Annotated in this window: 20 protein-coding genes, 3 tRNA genes and 1 pseudogene; 14 read left to right on the top strand and 10 right to left on the bottom strand. The window is 57.3% G+C overall.

Annotated features, from left to right (window positions below):
* Nucleotides 1-56: 56 nt before the first annotated feature.
* Nucleotides 57-998, top strand: coding sequence for an aliphatic sulfonate ABC transporter substrate-binding protein (locus FN082_RS27110; protein WP_139539618.1), 942 nt, complete (start codon nucleotides 57-59; stop codon nucleotides 996-998).
* Nucleotides 999-1,152: 154 nt separating this feature from the next.
* On the opposite strand, the gene FN082_RS27105 is transcribed toward FN082_RS27110, so the two are convergent.
* From FN082_RS27105 to ssuD, 3 genes are all read right to left on the bottom strand, one after another.
* Complete coding sequence (locus FN082_RS27105; RefSeq protein ID WP_142982702.1) at nucleotides 1,153-2,559, bottom strand: LLM class flavin-dependent oxidoreductase; 1,407 nt, start codon at nucleotides 2,557-2,559, stop codon at nucleotides 1,153-1,155.
* Between the two features lie 73 nt (nucleotides 2,560-2,632).
* Nucleotides 2,633-4,030 (bottom strand): FAD/NAD(P)-binding protein, encoded by a 1,398-nt coding sequence (locus FN082_RS27100; RefSeq protein ID WP_142982701.1) that lies wholly within the window; start codon nucleotides 4,028-4,030, stop codon nucleotides 2,633-2,635.
* Between the two features lie 16 nt (nucleotides 4,031-4,046).
* Entirely contained in the window at nucleotides 4,047-5,219 is a 1,173-nt protein-coding gene (gene ssuD, locus FN082_RS27095) for an FMNH2-dependent alkanesulfonate monooxygenase (RefSeq protein ID WP_142982700.1), read from the bottom strand.
* Between the two features lie 271 nt (nucleotides 5,220-5,490).
* Here ssuD and FN082_RS27090 point away from each other — a divergent pair.
* Both FN082_RS27090 and xni read left to right on the top strand, forming a co-directional pair.
* Nucleotides 5,491-7,428 (top strand): annotated as a pseudogene (locus FN082_RS27090) (aliphatic sulfonate ABC transporter substrate-binding protein); the annotation flags it as partial.
* Between the two features lie 116 nt (nucleotides 7,429-7,544).
* Nucleotides 7,545-8,300 carry a flap endonuclease Xni gene (xni, locus tag FN082_RS27085; protein WP_142982698.1) on the top strand — a complete coding sequence of 252 codons (756 nt, stop codon included), beginning with the start codon at nucleotides 7,545-7,547 and terminating at the stop codon, nucleotides 8,298-8,300.
* A gap of 272 nt (nucleotides 8,301-8,572) precedes the next feature.
* Here the strand turns inward: xni and fucA are convergent, their stop codons facing one another.
* On the bottom strand, nucleotides 8,573-9,220 hold the full coding sequence (fucA, locus tag FN082_RS27075; RefSeq protein ID WP_139539623.1) for an L-fuculose-phosphate aldolase: 648 nt from the start codon (nucleotides 9,218-9,220) through the stop codon (nucleotides 8,573-8,575).
* Nucleotides 9,221-9,399: 179 nt separating this feature from the next.
* Between fucA and FN082_RS30040 the strand changes: the two genes are divergently transcribed.
* From FN082_RS30040 to fucR, 6 genes are all read left to right on the top strand, one after another.
* Nucleotides 9,400-9,741, top strand: a complete 342-nt coding sequence (locus tag FN082_RS30040; protein WP_180349603.1) for a hypothetical protein — start codon at nucleotides 9,400-9,402, stop codon at nucleotides 9,739-9,741.
* 51 nt (nucleotides 9,742-9,792) lie between these two features.
* Nucleotides 9,793-11,103 (top strand): L-fucose:H+ symporter permease, encoded by a 1,311-nt coding sequence (fucP, locus tag FN082_RS27070; RefSeq protein WP_142463339.1) that lies wholly within the window; start codon nucleotides 9,793-9,795, stop codon nucleotides 11,101-11,103.
* A gap of 31 nt (nucleotides 11,104-11,134) precedes the next feature.
* Complete coding sequence (gene fucI / locus FN082_RS27065; protein WP_139539625.1) at nucleotides 11,135-12,910, top strand: L-fucose isomerase; 1,776 nt, start codon at nucleotides 11,135-11,137, stop codon at nucleotides 12,908-12,910.
* A gap of 100 nt (nucleotides 12,911-13,010) precedes the next feature.
* A complete protein-coding gene (gene fucK, locus FN082_RS27060; RefSeq protein WP_139539626.1) occupies nucleotides 13,011-14,429 on the top strand; it encodes an L-fuculokinase in 1,419 nt (472 codons plus the stop codon).
* Between the two features lies 1 nt (nucleotide 14,430).
* Entirely contained in the window at nucleotides 14,431-14,853 is a 423-nt protein-coding gene (gene fucU, locus FN082_RS27055) for an L-fucose mutarotase (protein WP_139539627.1), read from the top strand.
* A 57-nt stretch (nucleotides 14,854-14,910) separates the two neighbouring features.
* On the top strand, nucleotides 14,911-15,621 hold the full coding sequence (gene fucR, locus FN082_RS27050; RefSeq protein WP_139539628.1) for an L-fucose operon activator: 711 nt from the start codon (nucleotides 14,911-14,913) through the stop codon (nucleotides 15,619-15,621).
* A 49-nt stretch (nucleotides 15,622-15,670) separates the two neighbouring features.
* Here the strand turns inward: fucR and rlmM are convergent, their stop codons facing one another.
* From rlmM to gcvA, 3 genes are read right to left on the bottom strand one after another with little or no spacing between them, the layout of a single operon-like run.
* Nucleotides 15,671-16,771, bottom strand: a complete 1,101-nt coding sequence (gene rlmM, locus FN082_RS27045) for a 23S rRNA (cytidine(2498)-2'-O)-methyltransferase RlmM (protein WP_142982696.1) — start codon at nucleotides 16,769-16,771, stop codon at nucleotides 15,671-15,673.
* Nucleotides 16,764-17,159 carry a DUF423 domain-containing protein gene (locus FN082_RS27040; protein ID WP_004105073.1) on the bottom strand — a complete coding sequence of 132 codons (396 nt, stop codon included), beginning with the start codon at nucleotides 17,157-17,159 and terminating at the stop codon, nucleotides 16,764-16,766. The genes rlmM and FN082_RS27040 overlap by 8 nt, the downstream gene beginning before the upstream one ends.
* 19 nt (nucleotides 17,160-17,178) lie before the next feature.
* Nucleotides 17,179-18,096 (bottom strand): glycine cleavage system transcriptional regulator GcvA, encoded by a 918-nt coding sequence (gene gcvA / locus FN082_RS27035; protein ID WP_004114967.1) that lies wholly within the window; start codon nucleotides 18,094-18,096, stop codon nucleotides 17,179-17,181.
* Between the two features lie 433 nt (nucleotides 18,097-18,529).
* Here gcvA and csdA point away from each other — a divergent pair, with 433 nt between their 5' ends.
* Together csdA and csdE are read left to right on the top strand one after the other, a co-directional pair.
* Nucleotides 18,530-19,735, top strand: coding sequence for a cysteine desulfurase CsdA (gene csdA / locus FN082_RS27030; protein WP_142982695.1), 1,206 nt, complete (start codon nucleotides 18,530-18,532; stop codon nucleotides 19,733-19,735).
* On the top strand, nucleotides 19,735-20,166 hold the full coding sequence (gene csdE / locus FN082_RS27025) for a cysteine desulfurase sulfur acceptor subunit CsdE (RefSeq protein WP_142982694.1): 432 nt from the start codon (nucleotides 19,735-19,737) through the stop codon (nucleotides 20,164-20,166). The genes csdA and csdE overlap by 1 nt, the downstream gene beginning before the upstream one ends.
* A 141-nt stretch (nucleotides 20,167-20,307) precedes the next feature.
* On the opposite strand, the gene tcdA is transcribed toward csdE, so the two are convergent.
* The gene (tcdA, locus tag FN082_RS27020) at nucleotides 20,308-21,117 is read right to left on the bottom strand and encodes a tRNA cyclic N6-threonylcarbamoyladenosine(37) synthase TcdA (protein ID WP_142982693.1); all 810 of its coding nucleotides are present in this window, start codon (nucleotides 21,115-21,117) and stop codon (nucleotides 20,308-20,310) included.
* An 80-nt stretch (nucleotides 21,118-21,197) separates the two neighbouring features.
* Nucleotides 21,198-22,295 (bottom strand): murein transglycosylase A, encoded by a 1,098-nt coding sequence (gene mltA, locus FN082_RS27015; protein ID WP_142982692.1) that lies wholly within the window; start codon nucleotides 22,293-22,295, stop codon nucleotides 21,198-21,200.
* A gap of 211 nt (nucleotides 22,296-22,506) precedes the next feature.
* Between mltA and FN082_RS27010 the strand changes: the two genes are divergently transcribed.
* From FN082_RS27010 to FN082_RS27000, 3 genes are all read left to right on the top strand, one after another.
* A tRNA-Met gene (locus tag FN082_RS27010) sits at nucleotides 22,507-22,583 on the top strand.
* A 34-nt stretch (nucleotides 22,584-22,617) separates the two neighbouring features.
* Nucleotides 22,618-22,694, top strand: a tRNA-Met gene (locus FN082_RS27005).
* A gap of 34 nt (nucleotides 22,695-22,728) precedes the next feature.
* Nucleotides 22,729-22,805, top strand: a tRNA-Met gene (locus FN082_RS27000).
* Between the two features lie 99 nt (nucleotides 22,806-22,904).
* On the opposite strand, the gene cobT is transcribed toward FN082_RS27000, so the two are convergent.
* Nucleotides 22,905-23,960 (bottom strand): nicotinate-nucleotide--dimethylbenzimidazole phosphoribosyltransferase, encoded by a 1,056-nt coding sequence (cobT, locus tag FN082_RS26995; protein ID WP_142982691.1) that lies wholly within the window; start codon nucleotides 23,958-23,960, stop codon nucleotides 22,905-22,907.
* Nucleotides 23,961-23,989 lie beyond the last annotated feature (29 nt).

Below are 23,989 nucleotides of genomic sequence, written 5' to 3'. Positions count from 1 at the left end.
ATTGGTTATAAAGACGATTTGTTACCTTACGGGAAACCGCTTAAGGAGAACAAATCATGCTCAGACTATCCCGCCCGGCGCTGCTGCTCATACTGGCTGGCGTATCCGCTTCCGCGCTGGCGAAAACGCCGGAAACCGTCAATATCGGCTATCAGAAAGCCAATATCTTCGCGCTGCTGAAATATCGCGGCACTCTTGATGAGAACTTTAAAAAGCAGGGGATCGCCGTACGCTGGATTGAATTCCCCGCCGGACCACAGATGCTGGAAGGGCTGAACGTTGGCAGTATCGACCTCGCCGCGACCGGCGATGCGCCACCGGCCTTTGCCCAGGCCGCGCAGGCGGATCTGGTCTATTTAGCCCACTCACCGGCAAACCCAAAAACCGAAGCTATAGTGGTGGCGGAAAACTCAACGATTAAAAGCGTCGCCGACCTTAAAGGTAAGCGCGTGGGGTTAAACAAAGGCTCCGACGTCAACTACCTGCTGGTGGCCGCGCTGGAAAAAGCCGGGCTAAGCTATAAAGATATTACTCCAGTCTATCTGCCACCTGCCGACGCCCGCGCCGCCTTCCAGCGCGGAGCAATTGACGCGTGGGTTATCTGGGATCCGTTCCTGGCGGAAGTGGAAACCAATGCCAAAGCCCGACAAATTCGCAACGCCGAAGGGCTGGTGCCGCACTACACCTTCTATCTGGCAAGCCGAAAATTTGCCGATACTTATCCGGATACTGCGAAGCAGGTGGTTGATGAACTGGGTAAACTCAGCGAGTGGGCCAATAGCCATCAGGACGATGCCGCCGGGATCCTTTCCACCTCAACCGGGCTGGATAAGGCCATCTGGCTGAAGACCCTGGCGCGCCTCCCCTACGGCGCCGAGCGCATGACGCCAGCGGTCTATAACGAACAGCAGGCGCTGGCGGATACCTTTACCCGCATTGGCCTGCTGCCGGTGAAAGTCGATGTGCGCAGCGCTACCTGGTCGCTGGATAAGCAGTAATTCGCCTTCCCCTCCCGGAGGCGATGCTACGCATCTGTCCGGGCTACAGAACATCACGGATCGGTAGCCCGGACAGGCGCGTCAAGCGCCGCCTCCGGGAAAAACCTACCGCCCCTCTCCCCCTCACCCTTCGGGGAGAGGGGCGCCGGCAAAATTAACCCACCTTCTCTTCGCTCCCGACCTCGACCTGCGCGCCGTGGCGATAGCTGGCTCCCGGATGCGGCACAGCCAGCCGGGGACCCGCACCAAACAGCTTTTCACGCAAGGTTCCTTCGCGATACTCCTGCTTGAACACACCGCGCTTTTGCAGTTCAGGGATCAGCAGGTCGACCACGTCGCGGAAGGTTTCGTGCGTCACCGCATAGGCGAGGTTGAAGCCATCGACATCGGTCTCCTCCACCCAGGACTGCAATTCATCGGCAACCGTCTGTGGGCTCCCCACCACTAGCGGGCCGAAGCCGCCGATCCCGGCCCAATCCGCCAGCTTCTGCACCGTCCACTGGCTGTTCGGGTCAGCGGTTGAAAACGCCTCCACCATCGACTGAATCGCATTGGTATGCAGATACTCCAGCACCTGATCCGGCTGATACTGACCGAGGTCGATTCCGGTCCAGCCCGAGAGCAGCGCCAGCGCCCCTTCGTAGCTGACGTACGGTTTATACTCCTGCCATTTCTCCTGCGCTTCGCTGTCGGTCTCACCGACGATGACCGTCTGCATATTGAAGATCAGGATGCTGCGCGGATCGCGTCCGGCCTCTTCGGCACGACGGCGAATATCCGCCACCGTCTTTTTCAGCAGCACTTTCGACGGCGCGCCAACGAACACGCACTCCGCGTGCCCGGCGGCAAACTGCTTGCCGCGGCTGGAAGCCCCCGCCTGATAAAGCACCGGCGTGCGCTGCGGTGACGGTTCACATAAATGGATCCCCGGTACCGAAAAAAAGTTGCCTTGATGGTTGATCGGGTGAATTTTTCGCGGATCGCTGAAGATCTTACGCTCCCTGTCGCGCAGCACCGCGCCATCTTCCCAGCTCCCCTCCAGCAGCTTATAGACCACCTCCAGATACTCATCGGCATAGTCGTAGCGGGCGTCGTGATCGGTCTGTGCTTTCTGGCCAATATTGCGCGCGCCGCTCTCAAGATATGAGGTCACAATATTCCAGCCGACTCGTCCTTTCGTCAGATGGTCGAGGGTCGACAGACGGCGGGCAAACGGATACGGGTGTTCAAAGGAGAGCGAAGCGGTCAGGCCGAACCCCAGATGCTCCGTCACCAGCGCCATCGGCGTAATCAGCGCCAACGGATCGTTAACCGGTACCTGCGCCGCCTGGCGAAGCGCCGCATCACCATTGCCGTTCAGCACATCATAGACGCCGAGCACATCGGCAATAAACAGGCCGTCAAACTTGCCACGCTCCAGCAGACGCGCCAGATCAACCCAATACTCAAGGTCCTTGTACTGCCAGGAGCGGTCGCGCGGATGGGCCCACAGCCCCGGCGACTGGTGGCCGACGCAGTTCATATCAAAAGCATTCAGACGAATTTCACGTTGTGATGACATAGCACTCTCCACGACGCGCCCCGGTAGCGGGACGCGCACATAATCATTTAAGGGAATCAGGGGAAAAAGGCGTTCAGAACGCCGGACATCGGACGGACGGTTTGATACCCAGCGTCAGCAGAGCTTCGGCGGCGACGGCGGCTGCATGGTCAGCCACCTGCGGCAGCCCCATTAGCTCACCAAAAAAGGCCCGTGCGGCAGGCCCGGACACCAGTAGCCTGGGCGTGACCCGACCTTCCCGACCAATCGCCCGCGAATGCCGATCAACGTCCAGACCCAGGCCAAACGCATCGGCGCGAATCAACCCATCCTGGCTCAGTTGACGCAGCAGCGGCTGACTGTCGGTCAGCGCCCCGTGCGCCGGGCCGGTGGTTAAAATCAAATGGTCAACGCTCACCCGCTGCGCTTCACCGTGCCGGGGCGACAAAGTTAGCGTTAACTTTTGCGCATCGCCTTCAAGGGCCGTAAGCCTGGCCGCCAGCACCCTCAGGCTGCCGTCGCGCTGCCGTTGTTCAATAACTCCGGAGACCTGCGGAGCGATGCGGTAGCGATGAACATCCCAGTAGCTGCGTAAATGGCGCAGGAAGCGCTGACGATCGGCAAGCGTCAGCCCCTGCCAGATGCTTTGCCCCTGGTTACGCACCGCGTCCAGTACCACCTGCCAGGCCACTCCCTGCTCCGCTGCGCAGTCGATATCCTTGCGGATCTTCCGCAGCCGCTGGCGCAGCGAACCCTCGCCGTATTCAGCGGGCCAGCTCGCGCTGTTGCCGCTCAGGTTGCTGCGGGATAACAGCCCACGGCGTGAAAACGCGGTAATCGGCCCCCGATGACCCAGGCGCGTTAGGGTGGCAACGGTGTCCGCCATCGTCAGACCGGTCCCCATTACCGCCACGCTGGCCTCCGGCGCGATACCTTCCAGAGCGCCCGCTTGCCAGGGGTTGGCAATTAATGCCGGATGTTTTTCAAACGATCTCGCCAGGGACGGTAGAGAGGGCGGCGGATGGCTGATTGCCAGCACCAGCAGATCGGCTGACAGTCGACGACCAACGTCGGTGATAACGTCGCCATCACTAAGGCTCAGCGCTTGTTCACGCAGATGGATAAGCCGCCCGGGGCTGGCGTGCGCTGCCTCGGCAAAACGCTGAGCCACGTAGAGACCAAACTGCCCGCGCTGCGGATAAACCACGCCGTCTGCAAGCTGGGCCAGCGGATCGTCAACAAAAGCAGGCTGGTTGCGGTACCAGCTATCGAACGCCCCCTCCTCTTCACCCGCAAGCTGCATCCGCACGGCAGGAACGTTGATCCGATGGCTCGGCTCCGTGGTGGAATACGCCACGCCAGCGCCGGGAGTCTCGCGCGGTTCCAGTAGCGTCACCCGCACGTCAACCGGGGCCAGGCGCAGGAGATGAATCGCCACCGCCGCGCCGCTGAATCCGCCGCCGACAATCACTACATGGGGTTCAGTATGCATACATCTGACCTCCCCCTCAGCTTGCGCTAACCTGTTTTACCGGACGCTTGTCGCCGCCGATAGTTTCACCGAACGGGCCGGTATTCACGCTACGCGCCTTCGGCTGGTCATGACCTGCCAGCGGCAGCAGCGGCATCACCAGATCGGCGAAGCGATGCGCCTCTTCCAGGTGCGGATAGCCGGAGAAGATAAAGTTGGTGATACCGAGCGCCTGATATTCACGAATGCGTTCCGCCACCTGCTGCGGGTTGCCAACCAGCGCCGTCCCTGCCCCGCCGCGTACCAACCCCACGCCAGCCCACAGGTTTGGCGCAATGCGCAGATTGTCGCGCGAACCTTTGTGCAGCGCGCTCATCCGCGACTGTCCGGTGGAATCCATACGGGCAAAAATTTTCTGCGCCTGGGCAATAGTCTCATCATCGAGATGAGAAATCAGGCGATCGGCGGCGGCCCACGCTTCCTCTTCGGTTTCACGAACAATCACGTGCAGACGAATACCGTATTGCAGCGTGCGTCCACGGGCGGCTGCGCGCTCGCGCACTACGGTCAGCTTTTCGGCCACCAGCGCGGGCGGCTCACCCCAGGTCAGGTAAGTATCGATTTGGCCAGCGGCAACTTCGATGGCATCTTCAGAAGAACCGCCAAAATAGAGCGGCGGGCCGTTTTCCTGCACCGGGGGAAACAGTACTTCCGCGCCCTCAACATGGATATGCTCGCCGTGATAGTCCACCTTTTCACCTTTCAGTAGGCGCGAGTAAACGTCGAGAAATTCGCGAGTGACCTGATAGCGTTCGCCGTGGCTGAGGAATATACCGTCGCCTTTGTTCTCCACCGGGTCACCGCCGGTAACGACGTTAATCAGCAGACGACCACCCGACAGGCGATCGAGGGTTGCCGCCATTCTTGCCGCCAGCGTCGGCGGTTGTAGGCCTGGACGGACGGCGACCAGGTAGCGCAGACGGCGGGTCAGCGGCGCCAGCGCCGAGGCCACCAGCCAGGAATCTTCACAGCTTTTCCCGGTGGGGATCAGCACGCCGTAGTAGCCAAGGCTATCGGCCGCCAGCGCCACCTGCTGCAGGTAAGGCAAATCAACCGGGCGTCCCCCCTCTGCGGTGCCCAGGTAGCGGCCATCACCGTGGGTGGGCAGGAACCAGAATACATTGATTTTATCGTCGGTTTTTTGCGTCATTATCTCTTTCCTATATAACCATATCCGATATTTATCGAAGCATTGTTTTAATTTGGTTATATGAGTGTTAGCGATAATCATGCCAATGGTAAATAAAAAATTACCAAAATAAATTCAATAAGTTACCTTGAATTGAATTTCACTCCGCTGTTGCAAATGCGCCAGACAGTGCGTTCAGGTTGTCGTTTTTGCAACAGTACGGCAGGTTTGCCCTCTGGTTTCCATCGTCAGCACAGGATAAGTTCAGGTCATCAAATACCGGAGGTCAACCATGCTGAATCCTGAATCCCCATCCGCCACGCCTGCGCTGATCGACCCGGCGTCAAAAGCGTTTCAGAGTCTGCTGGATAAACTGGCCCCCACCGATGCGACGGTGCTTATCGTCGGCGAAACCGGCACAGGAAAAGAGGTCGTTGCCCGCTATTTACATCATCATAGCTCACGCCGCCATGGCCCCTTCCTGGCCGTCAACTGCGGCGCGCTCAGCGAAAGCCTGGCGGAAGCGGAGCTGTTTGGTCATGAAAAAGGGGCTTTTACCGGCGCGATACAAAGCCATCCTGGCTGGTTTGAGGCAGCGCAAGGCGGCACGCTGCTGCTCGATGAAATCGGCGAGCTGAGCCTGTCGCTACAGGTCAAGCTGCTGCGCGTCCTGCAAGAGCGTGAAATCACTCGCGTCGGCTCGCGCAAAGCGATTAAGGTCAATGTGCGGGTGATCGCCGCCACCCACGTGGACCTGATGCAGGCTATCCGCGAGCGTCGTTTCCGCGAAGATCTTTACTATCGGCTAAATATCGCCATTGTTCCGCTGCCGCCGCTGCGCCAGCGCCGTCAGGATATTCCCGTTCTGGCGGACCATTTTCTGTCGCTCTACGCCCGCCGTCTGGGCCGCCCGGTTCGCCGTCTGGCCCCGGAAACGCTGGCAAAGCTGATGGAATACCCCTGGCCGGGCAACATTCGCGAGCTGGAAAATACCCTGCATAACGCAGTTCTGTTGAGTAAAGAAGAGGAAATTAGCCCTGCCCAGCTCCGGCTGACGACCCTCAGCAACGAACCTGCGGCCACCAGCAACAGTGAGCTGGATGACTTCATTCACCACCAGCTCTCCTTACCGGGCGAGCCGCTGTGGGAACGGGTCACCGGGGCGTTGGTTCGCGGCGCAATGGCCCGCTGCGATGACAATCAAAGCCAGGCCGCAGCGCTGCTGGGCATTAGCCGCCACACACTACGCACGCAGCTGGCGAATTTTGGCATCATTAAAAACCGTCGTCGTCAGGAACCGGCCTGCGGCGCTGCGGTAAATCACGCCTCTCGCGAGCGGGAATTGCGCATTGGCTTCCAGCGCTTCGGTAGCCTCGGCATTGTCAAAGCCCGGCAAAGCCTGGAGAAGGCCTTTGCCAATCGCGGCGTCAGCGTGTTGTGGAGCGAGTTTCCCGCCGGTCCGCAGCTGCTGCACGCACTGGCCTGCGATGAAATCGATTTTGGCACCACAGGCGAAGCGCCGCCAGTTTTCGCTCAGGCCAATAACAGCGAGCTGGTGTACGTCGCCTGGGAGCCGCCCGCGCCGCAAAGCGTAGCGATGGTCGTCCCGCAGCACAGCGATATCCATACCATCGCCGATCTGCGCGGCAAGCGCATCGCACTGAATAAAGGCTCAAACGTCCACTGGCTGCTGCTGCATATTCTGGAAGAGGCCGGGCTGGGACTCAATGACGTCAAAGTGGTCTACATTCCGCCAAAGTATCCGCTAACCGCCAGCGATTATCTGGCGGTAGATGCCTGGATGATGTGGGATCCATTGCTTAGCGACGCGGAAGATAGCGGTGAATTACGGATTGTCGCCAGCGGTGAAGGGCGCGTCAATAACCATCAGTTCTACCTGTCGCGCCGCGACTATGTCACCCGCAATAGCGATATTATGCAGCGCCTGCTGGGGGAGCTGGCGCAGACCGGACAGTTTATCAACCATCACCGGGATGATGCCGCAAACCTGCTTTGCGCTGAGCTGGGGCTTAACGCCGCGTCTCTGACGCGAGCCCTGGCGCGCCGTAGCCATCACGCGCGGCCGATGGATCTGAAAGTCATTCGCGCCCAGCAGGCCATTGCCGATCGTTTTTACGCGCTGGGGCTTATCCACAAACCGGTTTCGGTGCGGGAAGCGGTGTGGTACGGCGAAGCCACCAATCGCGATCTTAGCCCGCTGATGCACGTCGATCAGGCCGAAACTGCGAGTCATCTTCCTGATTTTTCTGGTGCCAATAGCCTCATCCACGCGGCGATGTTACCCTAAAAGGCGCTGAGAATAAGAGCCTGTTTATGAGGATATCCGTGGCCGTTCATCTGTTAATCGTCGATGCACTTAATCTGATTCGCCGCATCCACGCGGTGCAAGGGTCGCCCTGCGCCGACACCTGCCTGCATGCGCTTGAACAGTTGGTGGTCCATAGCCAGCCGACTCACGTCGTAGCGGTATTTGATGACGAAGAGCGCGGTCATGGCTGGCGGCACCAGCGCCTGCCGGACTATAAAGCCGGGCGCGCGCCGATGCCGGAAACCCTCGAAGCCGAAATGCCGGCCCTGCGGGCGGCGTTTGAGCAATACGGGTTCCGCTGCTGGGCGCTCAGCGGCAGCGAAGCTGATGACCTTGCCGCAACGCTGGCGGTAAAAGTGGCGCAGGCCGGACATCAGGCAACCATCGTTTCGACCGATAAAGGCTACTGCCAGCTGCTGTCGCCCACTATCCGCATCCGCGACTATTTCCAGAAACGCTGGCTCGATGCACCTTTTATCGCCAAAGAGTTCGGCGTCACGCCGCAACAGCTGCCAGACTACTGGGGACTGGCGGGCATCAGCAGCTCAAAGGTTCCCGGCGTCGCGGGAATTGGGCCAAAAAGCGCCGCCCAGCTGTTAACCGATTTTCAGGATCTGGAAGGGATCTATGCGCAGCTGGCGGACGTGCCGGAGAAGTGGCGCAAGAAGCTGGAAGAACATAAAGAAATGGCGTTTACCTGCCGTGAGATAGCACGCCTGCAAACCGATTTGCAGCTGGATGGCAACCTCCAGCAGCTTCGGCTGGCACGATAGCGCTATCCTGCCCGCAGACGGCGGTAAACCCGTTGCCCGGGCAGGCGCTTTGCACCGCCCCCGGGAGCAAAGTGCAGAGGGGCAGAATTTCCCGGAGGCGATGCTGCGCATCTGTCCGGGCTACCATCCCGCAGACGGCGGTAAACCCGTTGCCCAATGGCGCATCCTGTCCACAGACGGCTGCAAACCCGTAGCCCGGGCAGGCGCTTTGCGCCGCCCCCGGGAGCAAAGCGCAGAGGAAGGCGGCCGGAAGAAAACCTTCTCTTACAGCTTTATTCTTCGATACGTAACCCGTAGGTTTTGAATTTCTCCAGCACAATGGCAATGGCCTCGTCATCAAGCACCGGAACCGGATCGACAATAGCCAGCGTGCTGAGATACAGCTGCGCCAGCACTTCCACTTCATGCGCCAGCCACAGAGCTTTTTCCAGGTTCTCTTCACAGGCAATCAGGCCATGGTGCTGCAATAGCGTCGCTTTGCGGTTTTTAAGAGCCACAGCTACATATTCTGACAGCTCGCGGGTACCAAAAGTGGCGTATGGCGCGCAAGGAATAGAATTGCCGCCCGCCGCCGCAATCATATAGTGAATAGCCGGAATCGGGCGGTTAAGGATAGAAACAGCCGTACAGTGAACCGCATGGTTATGCACCACCGCGTTAGCGTCAGGGCGTGTTTGATAAGCCGCCATATGAAAGCGCCACTCGCTGGACGGCAGTTTGCCCTGTTCATGCTGACCTTCGGCATCGATATAAACAATGTGCGCTTCGGTCAGCTTTTCATAAGGAATCCCCGTTGGCGTGATCAGCATTCCTCCCTGATAACGCACGCTCACGTTGCCTGCGGTTCCCTGATTTAACCCCAGCCGGGTCATTTCCAGGCAGGTATCAATAATCTGCCGGGCCAGTCTATTTCGTTCCATTGTTTACCTCTCTTTATGATGCTCAATACGACAACAGGCGGCTCGCCGGATATGACGTTCGGACGCTGTTGATTAACTCAGATAATTGACCATCATCATTGTCCCGAATAATCAGAAAGGAATTTACATCCACTGGTTCTGTGATACCCCTCACTTATTTGAGCTAAAAAAAACAGACTATGGATTTTTTAATTTATGAAAAATGCCCGTTATCAACAATACATTTAAAAACGGGCATTTTAGCGATAATTGTAACAATTGCCCGTTTTCCACATTATAAAATAAATCGGTCATCTATCCTGTGGGTTTCAGAATTAAATATCTCAAACGGTCATGCTTTCCTGATTATTAAAGTGATGATAATCACACAAAATCACTTAGAGGATGCTAAATGTGACCACCATCATATTAAAAGGCGTTTTTTATTTGAAAATGCATTCATGAGTTCATTCCGTGATGTTTATTTCACTGCTTGCATCGCCACAGGAACTCACCTGATTTTTGCGGTCTGGTGGGCATAGCCAGCCACACTCTCATGCTGCTGCACACGCTTCTGAACCAATGAGGATGCTATGGGAAATACAACAATACAAACGCAGAGTTTTCGCGCGGTGGATACAGGACAAAGCAAACGTTACATTATTCCCTTTGCTCTGCTGTGCTCGCTATTTTTTCTATGGGCGGTAGCCAATAACCTGAACGACATTTTATTACCACAATTCCAGCAAGCGTTTACCTTAACTAACTTTCAGGCTGGTCTGATTCAATCGGCTTTTTACTTTGGCTATTTCGTCATTCCTATTCCGGCCGGGATTTTGATGAAAAAATTGAGTTACAAAGCAGGTATTATTACCGGATTGTTCTTATATGCTTTTGGCGCTGCATTATTCTGGCCAGCCGCTGAAGTCATGAATTATACCCTATTCTTGATAGGCTTATTTATTATTGCCGCAGGCTTAGGTTGTTTAGAAACCGCAGCAAACCCTTTTGTCACCGTTTTAGGGCCAGAAAGCGGTGGACACTTCCGCCTGAATCTGGCGCAAACTTTTAACTCTTTTGGCGCCATTATTGCCGTGGTCTTTGGGCAAAGCCTTATTTTGTCTAACGTGCCGCATCAATCGCAGGATGTGCTCGATAAAATGGCCCCCGAGCAGCTTAGCGCCTATAAGCACAGCCTGGTGCTCTCGGTGCAAACCCCTTACATGATCATCGTCGCGGTAGTCTTACTGGTCGCACTGCTGATTATGTTGACCAAATTTCCAGCCCTGCAGAGTGACGATCATAGTGATGCCAGCCAGAGTTCCTTCTCTGCTTCCCTTGCTCGTCTGGCGCGCGTTCGCCACTGGCGCTGGGCGGTGCTGGCGCAATTCTGCTACGTCGGCGCGCAAACCGCCTGCTGGAGCTACCTGATTCGCTACGCGATCGAAGAGATCCCCGGCATGACGCCCGGATTCGCCGCCAACTACCTGACCGGCACCATGGTGTGCTTCTTTATTGGCCGCTTCTCCGGTACCTGGCTTATCAGCCGCTTCGCGCCGCACAAAGTGCTGGCGGCCTATGCCCTGCTCGCCATGATCTTGTGCCTGATTTCGGCTTTCGCTGGCGGTCATATTGGTCTTCTGGCCCTGACGCTGTGCAGCGCATTTATGTCGATTCAGTATCCGACCATCTTCTCATTGGGCATTAAAAACCTGGGACAAGATACCAAATACGGCTCCTCTTTCATTGTCATGACCATTATTGGCGGCGGCATCGTCACCCCGGTTATGGGCTTTGTCAGCGATGCCGCGGGCAATATCCCAACGGCTGAGCTCATCCCGGCGCTGTGCTTTGCCATCATCTTCATTTTTGCCCGTTTCCGTTCACAAACGGCAGCTAACTAAACATTTATCCGAATAACGTGAGGAATCTGTAATGAAAAAAATCAGCTTACCGAAAATAGGTATTCGCCCGGTTATTGATGGACGCCGCATGGGGGTACGCGAGTCGCTCGAAGAACAAACCATGAATATGGCGAAGGCCACCGCCGCGCTTATCACCGAGAAACTCCGCCACGCCTGCGGCGCACAAATTGAATGCGTGATCGCCGATAGCTGTATCGCGGGAATGGCCGAATCCGCCGCCTGCGAGGAGAAATTCAGCAGCCAGAACGTCGGCGTCACCATCACCGTCACGCCATGCTGGTGCTACGGCAGCGAGACTATCGATATGGATCCGCTGCGACCGAAAGCCATCTGGGGCTTTAACGGCACCGAACGCCCCGGCGCGGTTTACCTTGCCGCCGCGCTGGCCGCCCATAGCCAAAAGGGTATTCCGGCGTTCTCTATTTACGGCCACGACGTGCAGGATGCCGATGACACCTCCATCCCTGCGGACGTTGAAGAAAAACTGCTGCGCTTTGCGCGCGCTGGCTTAGCGGTCGCCAGCATGAAGGGCAAAAGCTATCTTTCCGTCGGTGGCGTGTCGATGGGGATCGCCGGTTCTATCGTCGATCATAACTTCTTCGAATCCTGGCTGGGCATGAAGGTGCAGGCGGTGGATATGACCGAACTGCGCCGCCGTATCGACCAGAAAATCTATGACGAAACCGAGCTGGAAATGGCGCTGGCATGGGCGGACAACAACTTCCGCTACGGCGAAGACCAGAACGCGCAGCAGTATAAGCGTAATGAAGCGCAGAGCCGCGAGGTGCTGAAAGAGAGCTTGCTGATGGCGATGTGTATTCGCGACATGATGCAGGGCAACAACAAGCTGGCGGAAAAAGGGCTGGTGGAAGAGTCGCTGGGCTACAACGCCATTGCCGCGGGCTTCCAGGGCCAGCGTCACTGGACCGATCAATACCCCAACGGCGATACCGCCGAAGCGCTGCTCAATAGTTCATTCGACTGGAACGGCGTACGCGAACCCTTTATCGTCGCCACCGAAAACGACAGCCTCAACGGCGTGGCCATGCTGATGGGACATCAGCTGACCGGTACCGCCCAGGTGTTTGCCGACGTGCGCACCTACTGGTCGCCGGAAGCGGTCGAACGCGTTACCGGCCAACCGCTGACCGGGCTGGCGGAACACGGCATTATCCACCTGATCAACTCCGGCTCGGCGGCGCTGGATGGATCTTGTAAGCAGCGAGATGACAACGGTAAACCGACCATGAAACCGCACTGGGAAATCAGCCAGCAGGAAGCCGACACCTGCCTGGCCGCCACCGAGTGGTGCCCGGCGATTCATGAATATTTCCGCGGCGGCGGCTTCTCTTCCCGCTTCCTGACCGAAGGCGGCGTACCGTTCACTATGACCCGCGTGAATATCATCAAAGGTCTTGGCCCGGTGCTGCAAATCGCCGAAGGCTGGAGCGTGGAGCTGCCGAAAGCGATGCATGACCAGCTTGATGCCCGCACCAACTCCACCTGGCCTACCACGTGGTTTGCGCCGCGCCTGACCGGTAAAGGCCCGTTCTCCGACGTCTATTCAGTGATGGCGAACTGGGGCGCTAACCACGGCGTGCTGACCATCGGCCACGTCGGCGCCGACTTTATCACCCTGGCGTCTATGCTGCGTATTCCGGTGTGCATGCATAACGTCGAAGAGGCGAAAATTTATCGCCCTTCCAGCTGGTCTGCGCACGGCATGGATACCGAAGGCCAGGATTACCGCGCCTGCCAGAACTATGGCCCGCTGTATAAACGTTAATGCGGCTTTGCCCGGTGGCGCAAGCTTACCGGGCCTACGGGCGCGTGAACCGTAGGCCGGATAAGCGCAGCGCCATCCGGCGACGTTTATGGAGTTATTTATGAAGAATGAAGTCATTCTGGTCCTCGACTGCGGCGCCACCAACGTACGGGCGATTGCCGTTGACCGGCAGGGGAAAATTATCGCCCGCGCCGCAACGGCCAACGCCAGCGATGTCGCCGTGGAGAACAGCGCCTGGCACCAGTGGTCGCTGGATGCCATCCTGCTTCGCTTCGCGGAGTGCTGTCGGCAGATCCGCGACGAACTCTCATCCTGCACGGTTCGCGGTATCACGGTCACCACCTTTGGCGTCGATGGCGCGCTGGTCGATGAACACGGCGAGCTGCTCTATCCGGTGATCAGCTGGAAATGCCCGCGCACCGCCGCAGTAATGGAAAATATTAGCCGCTTTATGCCTGCGCAGCAGCTCCAGCAGATCTCCGGCGTCGGCGCGTTTAGCTTCAACACCTTGTACAAGCTGATATGGCTGAAAGAGAACCACCCGCAGCTGCTGGAGCAGGCCCACGCCTGGCTGTTTATTTCCTCGCTCATCAACCACCGCCTGACCGGGGAATTCACCACCGATATCACTATGGCAGGCACCGGCCAGATGCTGGATATCCACCAGCGGGATTTTAGCGAGCAGATTCTGCAGGCGACGGGGTTGCCGCGCCGCCTGTTCCCGCGACTCGTTGAAGCAGGCCAGAAAATTGGTACGCTGCAAAGCGATGCCGCGAATATGCTGGGTTTACCCGGCGGAATTCCGGTTATCTCCGCCGGTCACGATACCCAGTTTGCGCTATTTGGCGCCGGCGCAGAACAGGATGAACCGGTGCTCTCATCCGGCACCTGGGAAATCCTGATGGTGCGCAGCATCCAGGTCAACACGTCGCTGCTTAGTCACTACGCTGGCTCCACCTGCGAGCTGGATAGCCAGGCCGGGTTGTATAACCCCGGCATGCAGTGGCTGGCCTCCGGCGTCCTGGAATGGGTGAGAAAACTGCTATGGACGCCGGAAACGCCGTGGCAAACGCTGATTGAAGAAGCGCGCATCATTCCCGCTGGCGCACAGGGCGTAAAGATGCGCTGCGACCTGCTGTCCTGTCAGGATGCAGGCTGGCAGGGCGTCACGCTCAACACCACTCGCGGTCATTTCTATCGCGCCGCGCTGGAAGGGTTAACCGAACAGCTTGCGCGCAATCTGCAAACGTTACAAAAAATAGGCCACTTCAACGCAACTGAACTGCTACTGGTTGGCGGCGGCAGCCGCAACGCGCTATGGAATCAGATTAAAGCCAATATGCTCGATATCCCGGTAAAAGTGCTGGATGACGCTGAAACCACCGTGGCCGGTGCCGCCATGTTTGGCTGGTACGGTGTAGGTGAATTTAGCTCTCCGGAGCTGGCCAGAGCGCAGGTGAACTACCAATACCGTTATTTCTATCCGCAAACCGAACCCGAACTGATTGAGGGAGTTTGAGATGCTTAAAACGATTTCCCCGTTAATATCACCGGATCTACTGAAGGTACTGGCGGAAATGGGTCATGGAGATGAGATTATTTTTTCCGATGCCCACTTCCCGGCGCACAGCATGGGACCACAGGTCATTCGCGCCGACGGATTGCTGGTGAGCGAGCTACTACAGGCGATTATTCCGCTGTTCGAGCTGGACAGCTACGCTCCGCCGCTGGTGATGATGGCCGCCGTGGAAGGCGATACCCTCGACCCGCAGGTGGAAACGCGCTATCGAGAGGCGCTTTCCGGCCCCGCGCCCTGCCCGGAGATCGCCCGCATCGACCGCTTTGCTTTCTACGAGCGGGCGCAAAAAGCCTTTGCGATCGTTATCACAGGTGAGCGCGCCAAGTACGGGAATATTCTTTTAAAAAAAGGAGTAACGCCGTAATCTCATGCCGCAGCGCCCGTCTGATGCGGGCGCTCAGCGAACGCCAGGGTGAGAAAAATGAAAGCGGCACGACAGCAAGCAATACTAGACCTGCTCATTAACCACAACAGCCTGACCACCGAAGCCTTATCCGTACAGCTTAACGTCAGCAGAGAAACCATTCGCCGCGACCTCAGCGAGCTTCAGTCTCAGGGGAAAGTGCTGCGTAACCACGGACGAGCAAAAGTCATTCACCGGCAAAGCCGGGACAGCGGCGACCCTTTTCACATCCGCCTGAAAAGCCACTACGCGCACAAAGCGGACATTGCCCGCGAAGCGCTCGCCTGGATAGAGGAAGGGATGGTTATCGCCCTTGATGCCAGCTCAACCTGCTGGTACCTGGCCCGCCAGTTGCCCGATATCGACCTTCATGTCTTTACCAACAGCCAGCCGATTTGCCAGGAGTTGAGCAAGCGCGAGAACATTCAGCTCACCTGCTCCGGCGGTACGCTCCAGCGTAAATACGGCTGCTACGTCAGCGCATCGCTCATCTCCCAGCTCAAAGGGCTGGAGATCGATCTGTTCATTTTTTCTTGCGAAGGCATCGACGGCGACGGCGCGCTCTGGGATTCAAATACGGTGAATGCCGAGTTCAAATCGCTGCTGCTGAAGCGGGCTTCGCAATCATTGTTATTGATTGATAAGAGTAAGTTTAATCGTTCGGGAGAGGCGCGGATCGGCCATCTGGACGATGTGACGCATATTGTATCGGACGTGTCGCAGTCATAACGACAATTTGCAGTGCCGGATAGCGGCTATCCGGCCTGCAATATGCATACTAGCGTTCGTCGCGGCGACCGCCGACGGCAGCCCACAGGCGACGGACGTGAACCGTCACCTCTTCGCGATCGTGATACAGCTGACGCGCCTGGATTTGCGCGTTGATCCCGTGCTCATCCAGCTGTTCCTGAATATAGGCCAGGTTGCGCGAAAGCTCTTCATAGCGCTTTTTCATCGGCAGCTTGAGGTTAAAGATGGTTTCACGGCACCAGCCGTTCACCAGCCACTGCGCCATCAGCGCAGCCACTTTCGCCGGCTTCTCCACCATATCGCACACCATCCACGAGATGTTGTTACGCGTTGGGCGGTACTTGAAGCCATCTTCGCGCAGCCAGGTCACCTGCCCAGTGTCCATCAGGCTCTGCGCCATAGGGCCATTATCCACCGAGGAGACCCACATATTGCGTTTCACCAACTGATAGGTCCAGCCGCCGGGGCAAGCACCGAGGTCCACCGCATACATCCCGTTCGCCAGGCGCTCGTCCCACTCATCCGCCGGAATAAAAACGTGAAACGCTTCTTCCAGCTTCAGGGTTGAGCGGCTTGGCGCATCGGACGGGAATTTAAGACGCGGAATGCCCATATAAAACGGCGAATTATTGTTCGACAACGAGTAGCCGGTATAGCAACAGCCGGGGGCAATAAAGAACACGTGCACCACCGGGCGCTTTGGCGTTTCATAGTTGGTCAGCACGCCCGCCTCGCGCAGCGCAGCGCGCAGCGGTACCGTAAACTTACGGCAGAACTTCATCAGCTCTTTGCTTTCGTTAGTGTCTGCCACCTCAACGCGCAGCTCGCCGCCCTTCTCCACCACGCCCTGTAGCATACCAACAATGGGCGAAATCCGGTCTTCCGGCGGCAGGTCGCGCAGCAGTTCGCCAACCACAAACATCTGGCGGGCGAACACCAGCGAGCTGAACGGCAGCTCGCGCACCAGCTTCTCACCATCCCCGGCCTGATAGCACTCAAAAATCACATAGCCGGAGTCATCTTTGACTCGGGCAAAACCAAACACCTCAAGGCGCGAGGCCTTATCGGTAATTTCTGCTGCGCACTCTTTCTCAAACCCAGGGCGACAATAGAGGACAACTTTATTCATGAACAACGCCCTTACGTTTCAGACGAATTGCACCAATTAGCATTAATACCCAACCGGCGAGGAAGCAGACGCCCCCGACCGGCGTAACGAACGCCCACAGGCGTAAATGCGACAGCGCCAGACAGTACAGGCTGCCGCTGAAGAGAACGGTACCGAGCGCCATAAAGACGCTGCTCCAGTAAAACCAGATGCTGATGCGGCGCTGCATCGCCACCGCCAGGCCAAAAATCGCCAGCGTATGGAAAGCCTGATACTGCAGGCCGGTGTGGATCCAGCCCATTTCCGCAACGCCCATCGTTTTACTTAAAACATGCGCGCCAAAAGCGCCCAAAGCCACAAAGATAAAACCGCTTATCGCGGCGAATATCAGCATAAAACGGCTGGTCATGTGATTACCCTACAATGATTTATTGTTCATAACGAAAGCGAAATTTTTCTTGTTCATTAGCCGCTTTTGCCAGAATCCACTGGCGGAAGGCGGCTATTTTACCCAGTTCAGCCTGACTGTCATGACAAACGAGATAAAACGCATTCTTGCTGACCAGAACATCATTAAACGGGCAGACCAAACGGCCTGCCTCAATCTCGGACTGCGCCATCACGTTGTTGGCCAGAGCGACACCTTGTCCATGGATTGCGGCCTGCAGCACCATTGCGCTGTGGCTGAAAATCGGTCCCTGTTGAACATTAATATGATTAAGACCCAACTGACGGGTATAAGTTTGCCAGTCGCGGCGGGAAGCATCATGCAACAGAGTATGTTGCGCCAGATCGGCAGGGGTTTTCAACGCTTTATCGCCCGTAAGCAATAAAGGCGAACAAACCGGGAGTAAATATTCAGCGTACAGTTTTTCCACGCGCAGCCCCGGCCAGTTACCGCGGCCGTAAAAAATCGCCACGTCAACATCATCGGCCAGCTTATCTTCCTGACGGTCCACCGCCTGGATTCTGACATCGATCCCCGGATAAGCTGAGTTAAAGCTTGTGAGCCTCGGCACCAGCCACTGAATAGCAAAACTGGGTAACATACTGACGGTTAAAGCCCCTTTTGCACTTCGGGCCTGAAGCTTGCGGGTTGCCTCAGTGAGCTGGGAAAAAATCTCTTTAATATCCTGAAAATAACTCTGCCCCTCTTCCGTCAGAAGAAGAGAACGATTGCGTCGACGGAACAGCTTGAGGCCGAGGAAATCCTCCAGGGACTTGATTTGGTGGCTTACTGCGGCCTGCGTCACAAAAAGCTCATCGGCGGCGCGAGTGAAGCTGAGATGACGTGCGGCTGCATCAAAAACACGTAATGCATTCAGAGGTGGCAAACGCTTAGACATAGTTATTCTGGCTTAGATGTTAAGGCAATTTAACAAACAGGAAACAACAGTTAACCTATTAGTTTTTTTTATCTGAGCTATTATAATTTGTCCGTTGAGCTTCTACCAGCAAATACCTATAGTGGCGGCACTTCCTGAGCCGGAACGAAGAGCTTTTTTTGGAATGCGTGTTCCAACAAGCTTTTGGCTTACGGTTGTGATGTTGTGTTGTTGTGTTTGCAATTGGTCCGGGTTTGCGGACCATGGTAGCTAAGCTACCCCTTTTCACTTCCTGTACATTTACCCTGTCTGTCCATAGTGATTTAATGTAGCACCGCACTGCGCGGTGCTTTTTTTTGCCTCAAAATCATCATTCTCTCCCTGACCCCCAATCGCTATCCTTGCCCTGAAAGGGAAATTGCGCGACGATCCTGGCATCGATACGAGGAATTCCATGAACGCATTCAACCCTGTGCATTTTCGCGCCCAGTTCCCGGCGCTGGCCGATGCTGGCGTCTATCTTGATAGCGCAGCGACGACGCTTAAGCCGCTGGCGGTCATTGAGGCCAGCGACCAGTTCTATCGCCTCAGCGCCGGTAACGTCCACCGCAGCCAGTTCGCCGCGGCCCAGCAGCTCACCGAACGCTATGAAAACGCGCGCGAACGTGTGGCGGCGCTGCTCAATGCCTCTTCCGCCAAAGATATCGTCTGGACGCGCGGCACAACCGAAGCCATTAACATGGTGGCACAAAGCTACGTTCGTCCGCGCCTGAAGCCGGGTGATGAGATTATCGTCAGCGAAGCGGAGCATCATGCCAATCTGGTTCCGTGGCTAATGGTCGCGGAGCAAACCGGCGCGCGGGTAGTGAAGCTACCACTGGCAAGCAATCGCCTGCCGGACGTAGCGGCTCTGGGCGCGCTCATCACCCCACGTAGCCGGGTGCTGGCAATCGGCCAGATGTCCAACGTCACCGGAGGCTGTCCGGATCTGGCGTTGGCGATTGGTCTGGCCCACGCTGCCGGAATGGTGGTAATGGTTGACGGCGCGCAGGGCGTGGTGCATTTCCCGGCGGACGTACAGGCGCTGAACATCGATTTTTATGCTTTCTCTGGCCATAAGCTCTACGGGCCTACCGGCATCGGCGCGCTATATGGCAAAGGCGAACTGCTGGCCGAGATGTCACCCTGGCTCGGCGGCGGAAAAATGATTACGGAAGTCACCTTCGACGGTTTCAAAACTCAGCCTGCGCCCTGGCGCTTCGAAGCCGGAACGCCAAATATTGCCGGGGTGATTGGCCTGAGCGCGGCGCTGGAGTGGCTAGAAGAGACGGATATCGCGCAGGCGGAAAACTGGAGCCGCTGGCTGGCGACGCTGGCAGAAGACGAACTGGCGAAACGCCTGGGCTTTCGGTCTTTCCGCTGCCAGGACTCCAGTCTGCTGGCGTTTGATTTTGCCGGCGTTCACCATAGCGATATGGTCACGCTGCTGGCGGAATCGGGCATCGCGCTGCGCGCTGGTCAGCACTGCGCCCAGCCGCTACTGGCGGCGCTTGGCGTCAGCGGTACCCTGCGAGCCTCGTTCGCACCTTATAATACGCAAGACGATGTTTACGCGCTGGTGCACGCCGTTGACCGCGCTCTGCAAATACTGGTGGAATAATGACGACTTCTCACCCTTTTGGTACCCGCATCACCGAAGAGGCCTTACGTCAGACCTTTACCCCGCTCAGCCAGTGGGAAGATAAATACCGCCAGCTGATTTTACTGGGTAAGCAGCTTCCTGCACTGCCTGATGACCTGAAAGCACAGGCAAAAGAGATTGCCGGGTGTGAAAACCGCGTCTGGCTCGGCTATGCCGTTGATGATGACAACAAGCTGCATTTCTTCGGCGATAGCGAAGGCCGCATCGTGCGCGGCATGCTGGCGGTGTTATTAACCGCCATTGAGGGGAAAAACGCCGGGGAACTGCTGGCACGGGACCCGCTGACGCTGTTTGATGAGCTGGGACTGCGCGGCCAGCTGAGCGCCTCGCGCAGCCAGGGGCTCAGCGCCCTGAGTGAGGCGGTGCTCGCCGCCGCCCGCGAGAGTTAAGCTCACCCCGGGGGCGGCGCTTGACGCGCCTTGCCCGGGCTACGGGTTGGTGCGATTTTGTAGCCCGGACAGGTGCGCAGCACCGCCTCCGAGGAATTGTCTTGTAGCCCGGGTAAGGCGCCTGCGCCGCGACCCGGGAATTTACGCCGCCAGCCGCGTCGCCTTCGCCAGCATTTTCTTCAATGCATGGGACACAGCGACAAAACCAAAGGTCGCGGTCACCATCGTCGCCGCACCAAATCCGGATGCGCAATCCATCCGTTTTGGACCCTCGGCGGTGCTTTTCATCGCACATACGCTGCCGTCTGCCTGCGGATAAACCAGCGCCTCGGTGGAAAATACGCAATCCACGCCCAGTTTACCTTTACTGTTCTTCACCACCCCAAACTGGCTTTTTAGCCGCTCGCGCAGCTTGGCTGCAAGCGGGTCCTGGATGGTTTTCGCCAGATCGGCGACCTGAATTTGCGTCGGGTCAATTTGCCCGCCCGCGCCGCCGGTGGTCACCAGCGGAACCTTATTGCGACGACAGTAAGCGATTAACGCCGCTTTCGGGCGCACGCTGTCGATAGCGTCAATCACGTAGCTAAAGCCGACGCCAAGGTACTCCGCGACGTTTTCCGGGGTGACAAAATCATCCACCACCGTCACCCGGCACTCGGGGTTGATCAGGCGAATGCGCTCTGCCATCACCTCGGCTTTCGCCAGCCCGACGTTGCCGCCGAGCGCGTGAACCTGGCGATTGGTGTTGGTCACGCAGACATCATCCATATCGATAAGGGTAATCGCGCCAATCCCGGTTCTTGCCAGCGCTTCCGCCGCCCAGGAACCTACGCCGCCGATACCGACCACGCAGACATGTGCGTCGGCAAAACATTGCAGCGCCTTTTCACCATATAAACGCGCCGTGCCGCCAAAACGCTGGCGCCAGGCATCGCTGATTACAACAGACATAGAACCTCAGAATAAGTGGGCATTCCCGGGTCGCGGCGCAAGCGCCTTACCCGGGCTACAAAATATCGGCCTGGAGCGCGTTAACCGCTAAAGACGTTACCCGCACCCGGCGCGTTTTTCAGCACCCACACGCGGCCATAGTGGTTATACCAACCGGCACGATGTCCAGCATCCGGGCCAATGCCCTGGTAAATATCAAAGTGCTGGCCCTTAATCGCCCCGCCGACGTCCAGGGCAACCATTAAGCGCAGCTCGTACTGGCCGTTAAACTTACCGTTATTATCCAGCAATGGCACTTCCGCCAGCAGCGTGGTGCCCGGTGGAATAATCGAACGATCGGAGGCGACCGAGGCGCGGCCAATCAACGGCACCGCGCTGGCGCCTTTCACTGGTGCGAAAGACTGCGGCTTAAAGAAGACGAACGACGGGTTCTGCTCCAGCAGTTCACGAACTTCCGCCTCGCTGTGCTTTTCACCCCATTCGCGGATCGCCTGCATCGACATATCTTCCCGCTTCACTTCGCCGCGATCGATTAGCACTTTACCGATGCTGTAATACGACCAGCCGTTTTTCCCGGCATAGCTAAAGAAGTTCAGCGGCGAGCCGTCGCCAAAGTCGATATAGCCGCTGCCCTGCACGTCCATGATAAAGTTGTCCATCAGCGAGTTGCTGTAGGCGAGGATGTAGTTGTCGCTCAGAGCGCCCGCGTAAATGCTGGCGCGGGAGGGCAGCTTGCCACGCTTGGGCGGCATACGGTAAATCGGATACTGGAACTCGCCCTGGCGAGTATGGCGCGCCTGCACCACCGGCGTGTAGTAGCCGGTAAACTGGACGTTACCGTAATTATCCGTGCCCTGCATCTGCCAGGCATCAAGACCAAACTGACTCAGCGTGCGGGTGTCTCCACCTGAGCGCAGCCACTCCTGAATCGCATTATAAACGTTGCTCTGGCTGGTATAGAGGCGCGGAGAGGCGCTGCGAATCTGACTCACCTGTTCGGAGAAATCGCCAGCGTTAATCGGCGAGCCTACCGCATCAGGTTGGTTAACCAATGAAAACGGCTGGGTGAGTTTACCTTCATTATACTGCTGACCGCGATCGGTCGGTTTTGAGGAACAGGCGGCCAGCATTGCCAGCATCGCGCCTGTTACTGCGTATTTTGCCCAACGTCCTTTCATGGTATCTCTTCTTTATGCTGCTAAGCCCGGGTGCGTGATGAAGATAACAAACCCCCAGGGCTAATGAAATGCGCTTACACACCGCAAAAGCAGTTTTGCGCAAAAAACAGACGGGAAGCGCTTATATATACACCACCTTTTACAAAATTGACGATTTATGTCAAAAAGGGTTGCATCAAAACGTTAGCGGAGTATAGTGCGCATCCACGGACGCGGGGTGGAGCAGCCTGGTAGCTCGTCGGGCTCATAACCCGAAGGTCGTCAGTTCAAATCTGGCCCCCGCAACCAATTAAAATTTGATGAAGTACAAGCAGTACGGTGACGCGGGGTGGAGCAGCCTGGTAGCTCGTCGGGCTCATAACCCGAAGGTCGTCGGTTCAAATCCGGCCCCCGCAACCAATCAAAATTTAATACAATATAAGTAGTACGGTGACGCGGGGTGGAGCAGCCTGGTAGCTCGTCGGGCTCATAACCCGAAGGTCGTCGGTTCAAATCCGGCCCCCGCAACCAACATTTTAAACACCCTCAAGGGTGTTTTTTTGTTTCTGCGATCCGCAAAATCTTATGCCTGATTCAGGGAACGGCGCTGCGCCGCCCCCCTCCGCCTTCTCAACTGTTCGGCAAAACAATATTGCTCGCCGCCAGCATGCCCATATCGTGGTACATCGCACAGGCCGCTTCGACAATTGGCATGGCCAGCGCCGCGCCGCTGCCCTCGCCCAAACGCATACCCATATTGAGATACGGATCCAGCTCCAGATGCATCAGCGCCGTGCGCGCGCCCTTCTCTGCCGAATAGTGCGACGGTATCAGGTAGGGTTTCACTTCCGGCGCAATGCGGCACGCCGCCAGCGCCGCCGCATACGAGAGGAAACCATCGAGTAGTACCGGCAATCCACAGGAAGCCGCGCCCAGCATCACGCCCGCCATCCCCAATAAATCAAAACCGCCTACTTTCGCCAGCACGTCCAGACCATCATTCGCGTCAGGCTGGTTAACGGCGATAGCTCGACGCACCACTTCCACTTTGTTACCGACTTTGGTCAGCGGTAAATTCGCGCCAATCCCCACCACTTCTTGCGCATCGCTACCGGTCAGAACGCTGACAATCGCCGCCGCCGGGGTGGTATTCGCCATCCCCAACTCACCAACGCCAAACAGCGTGACGCCATCTTCCGCCAGCCCACGGGTATAGCGAATCACCTCCAACAGCAGCTCTTCGGCCTGACCACGGCTCATTGCCGGGCCGACGGCGATATTTCCGCAACCACGCGCCACGCGCATATTGATAACGCCAGGAATCAGCTCGGCATCAATCCCGACGTCAATCACATGCATTTCCGCCCCTGCCTGCGCCGCCAGCACGCAAACGCCGGTCTTGCCCAGAGTCATATTCGCCGCCTGAATCGCGGTCACCACTTTGGGCGAAATCGCCACCCCTTCATCCCACACGCCGTGGTCGGCGCACATCACCAGCAGCGCTTTCTTTTTCACCTGAGGCACACCTTCAAGACCGGGCATTCCCGCGAGCTGAACGGCCAGGTCTTCAAGGCGTCCAAGGCTTCCCGGCGGCTTGAGCAGGCCGTCAATATGAAGCCGGGCGCGCGCCATCGCGCTTTCATCAGGCGCAGGGATCGCGCCCAGTAGAGAGGTTAAGCTTTGCATAGAGGTTCTCGTTATATTGGCTGGCTCAC

The sequence above is a fragment of the Klebsiella spallanzanii genome, from assembly GCF_902158555.1.
In the GTDB taxonomy this organism is placed as follows: Bacteria; Pseudomonadota; Gammaproteobacteria; order Enterobacterales; family Enterobacteriaceae; genus Klebsiella; species Klebsiella spallanzanii.
The sequence above is the reverse complement of the archived record's forward strand: the minus strand, read 5'-3'. Positions and strand labels throughout refer to the sequence as shown.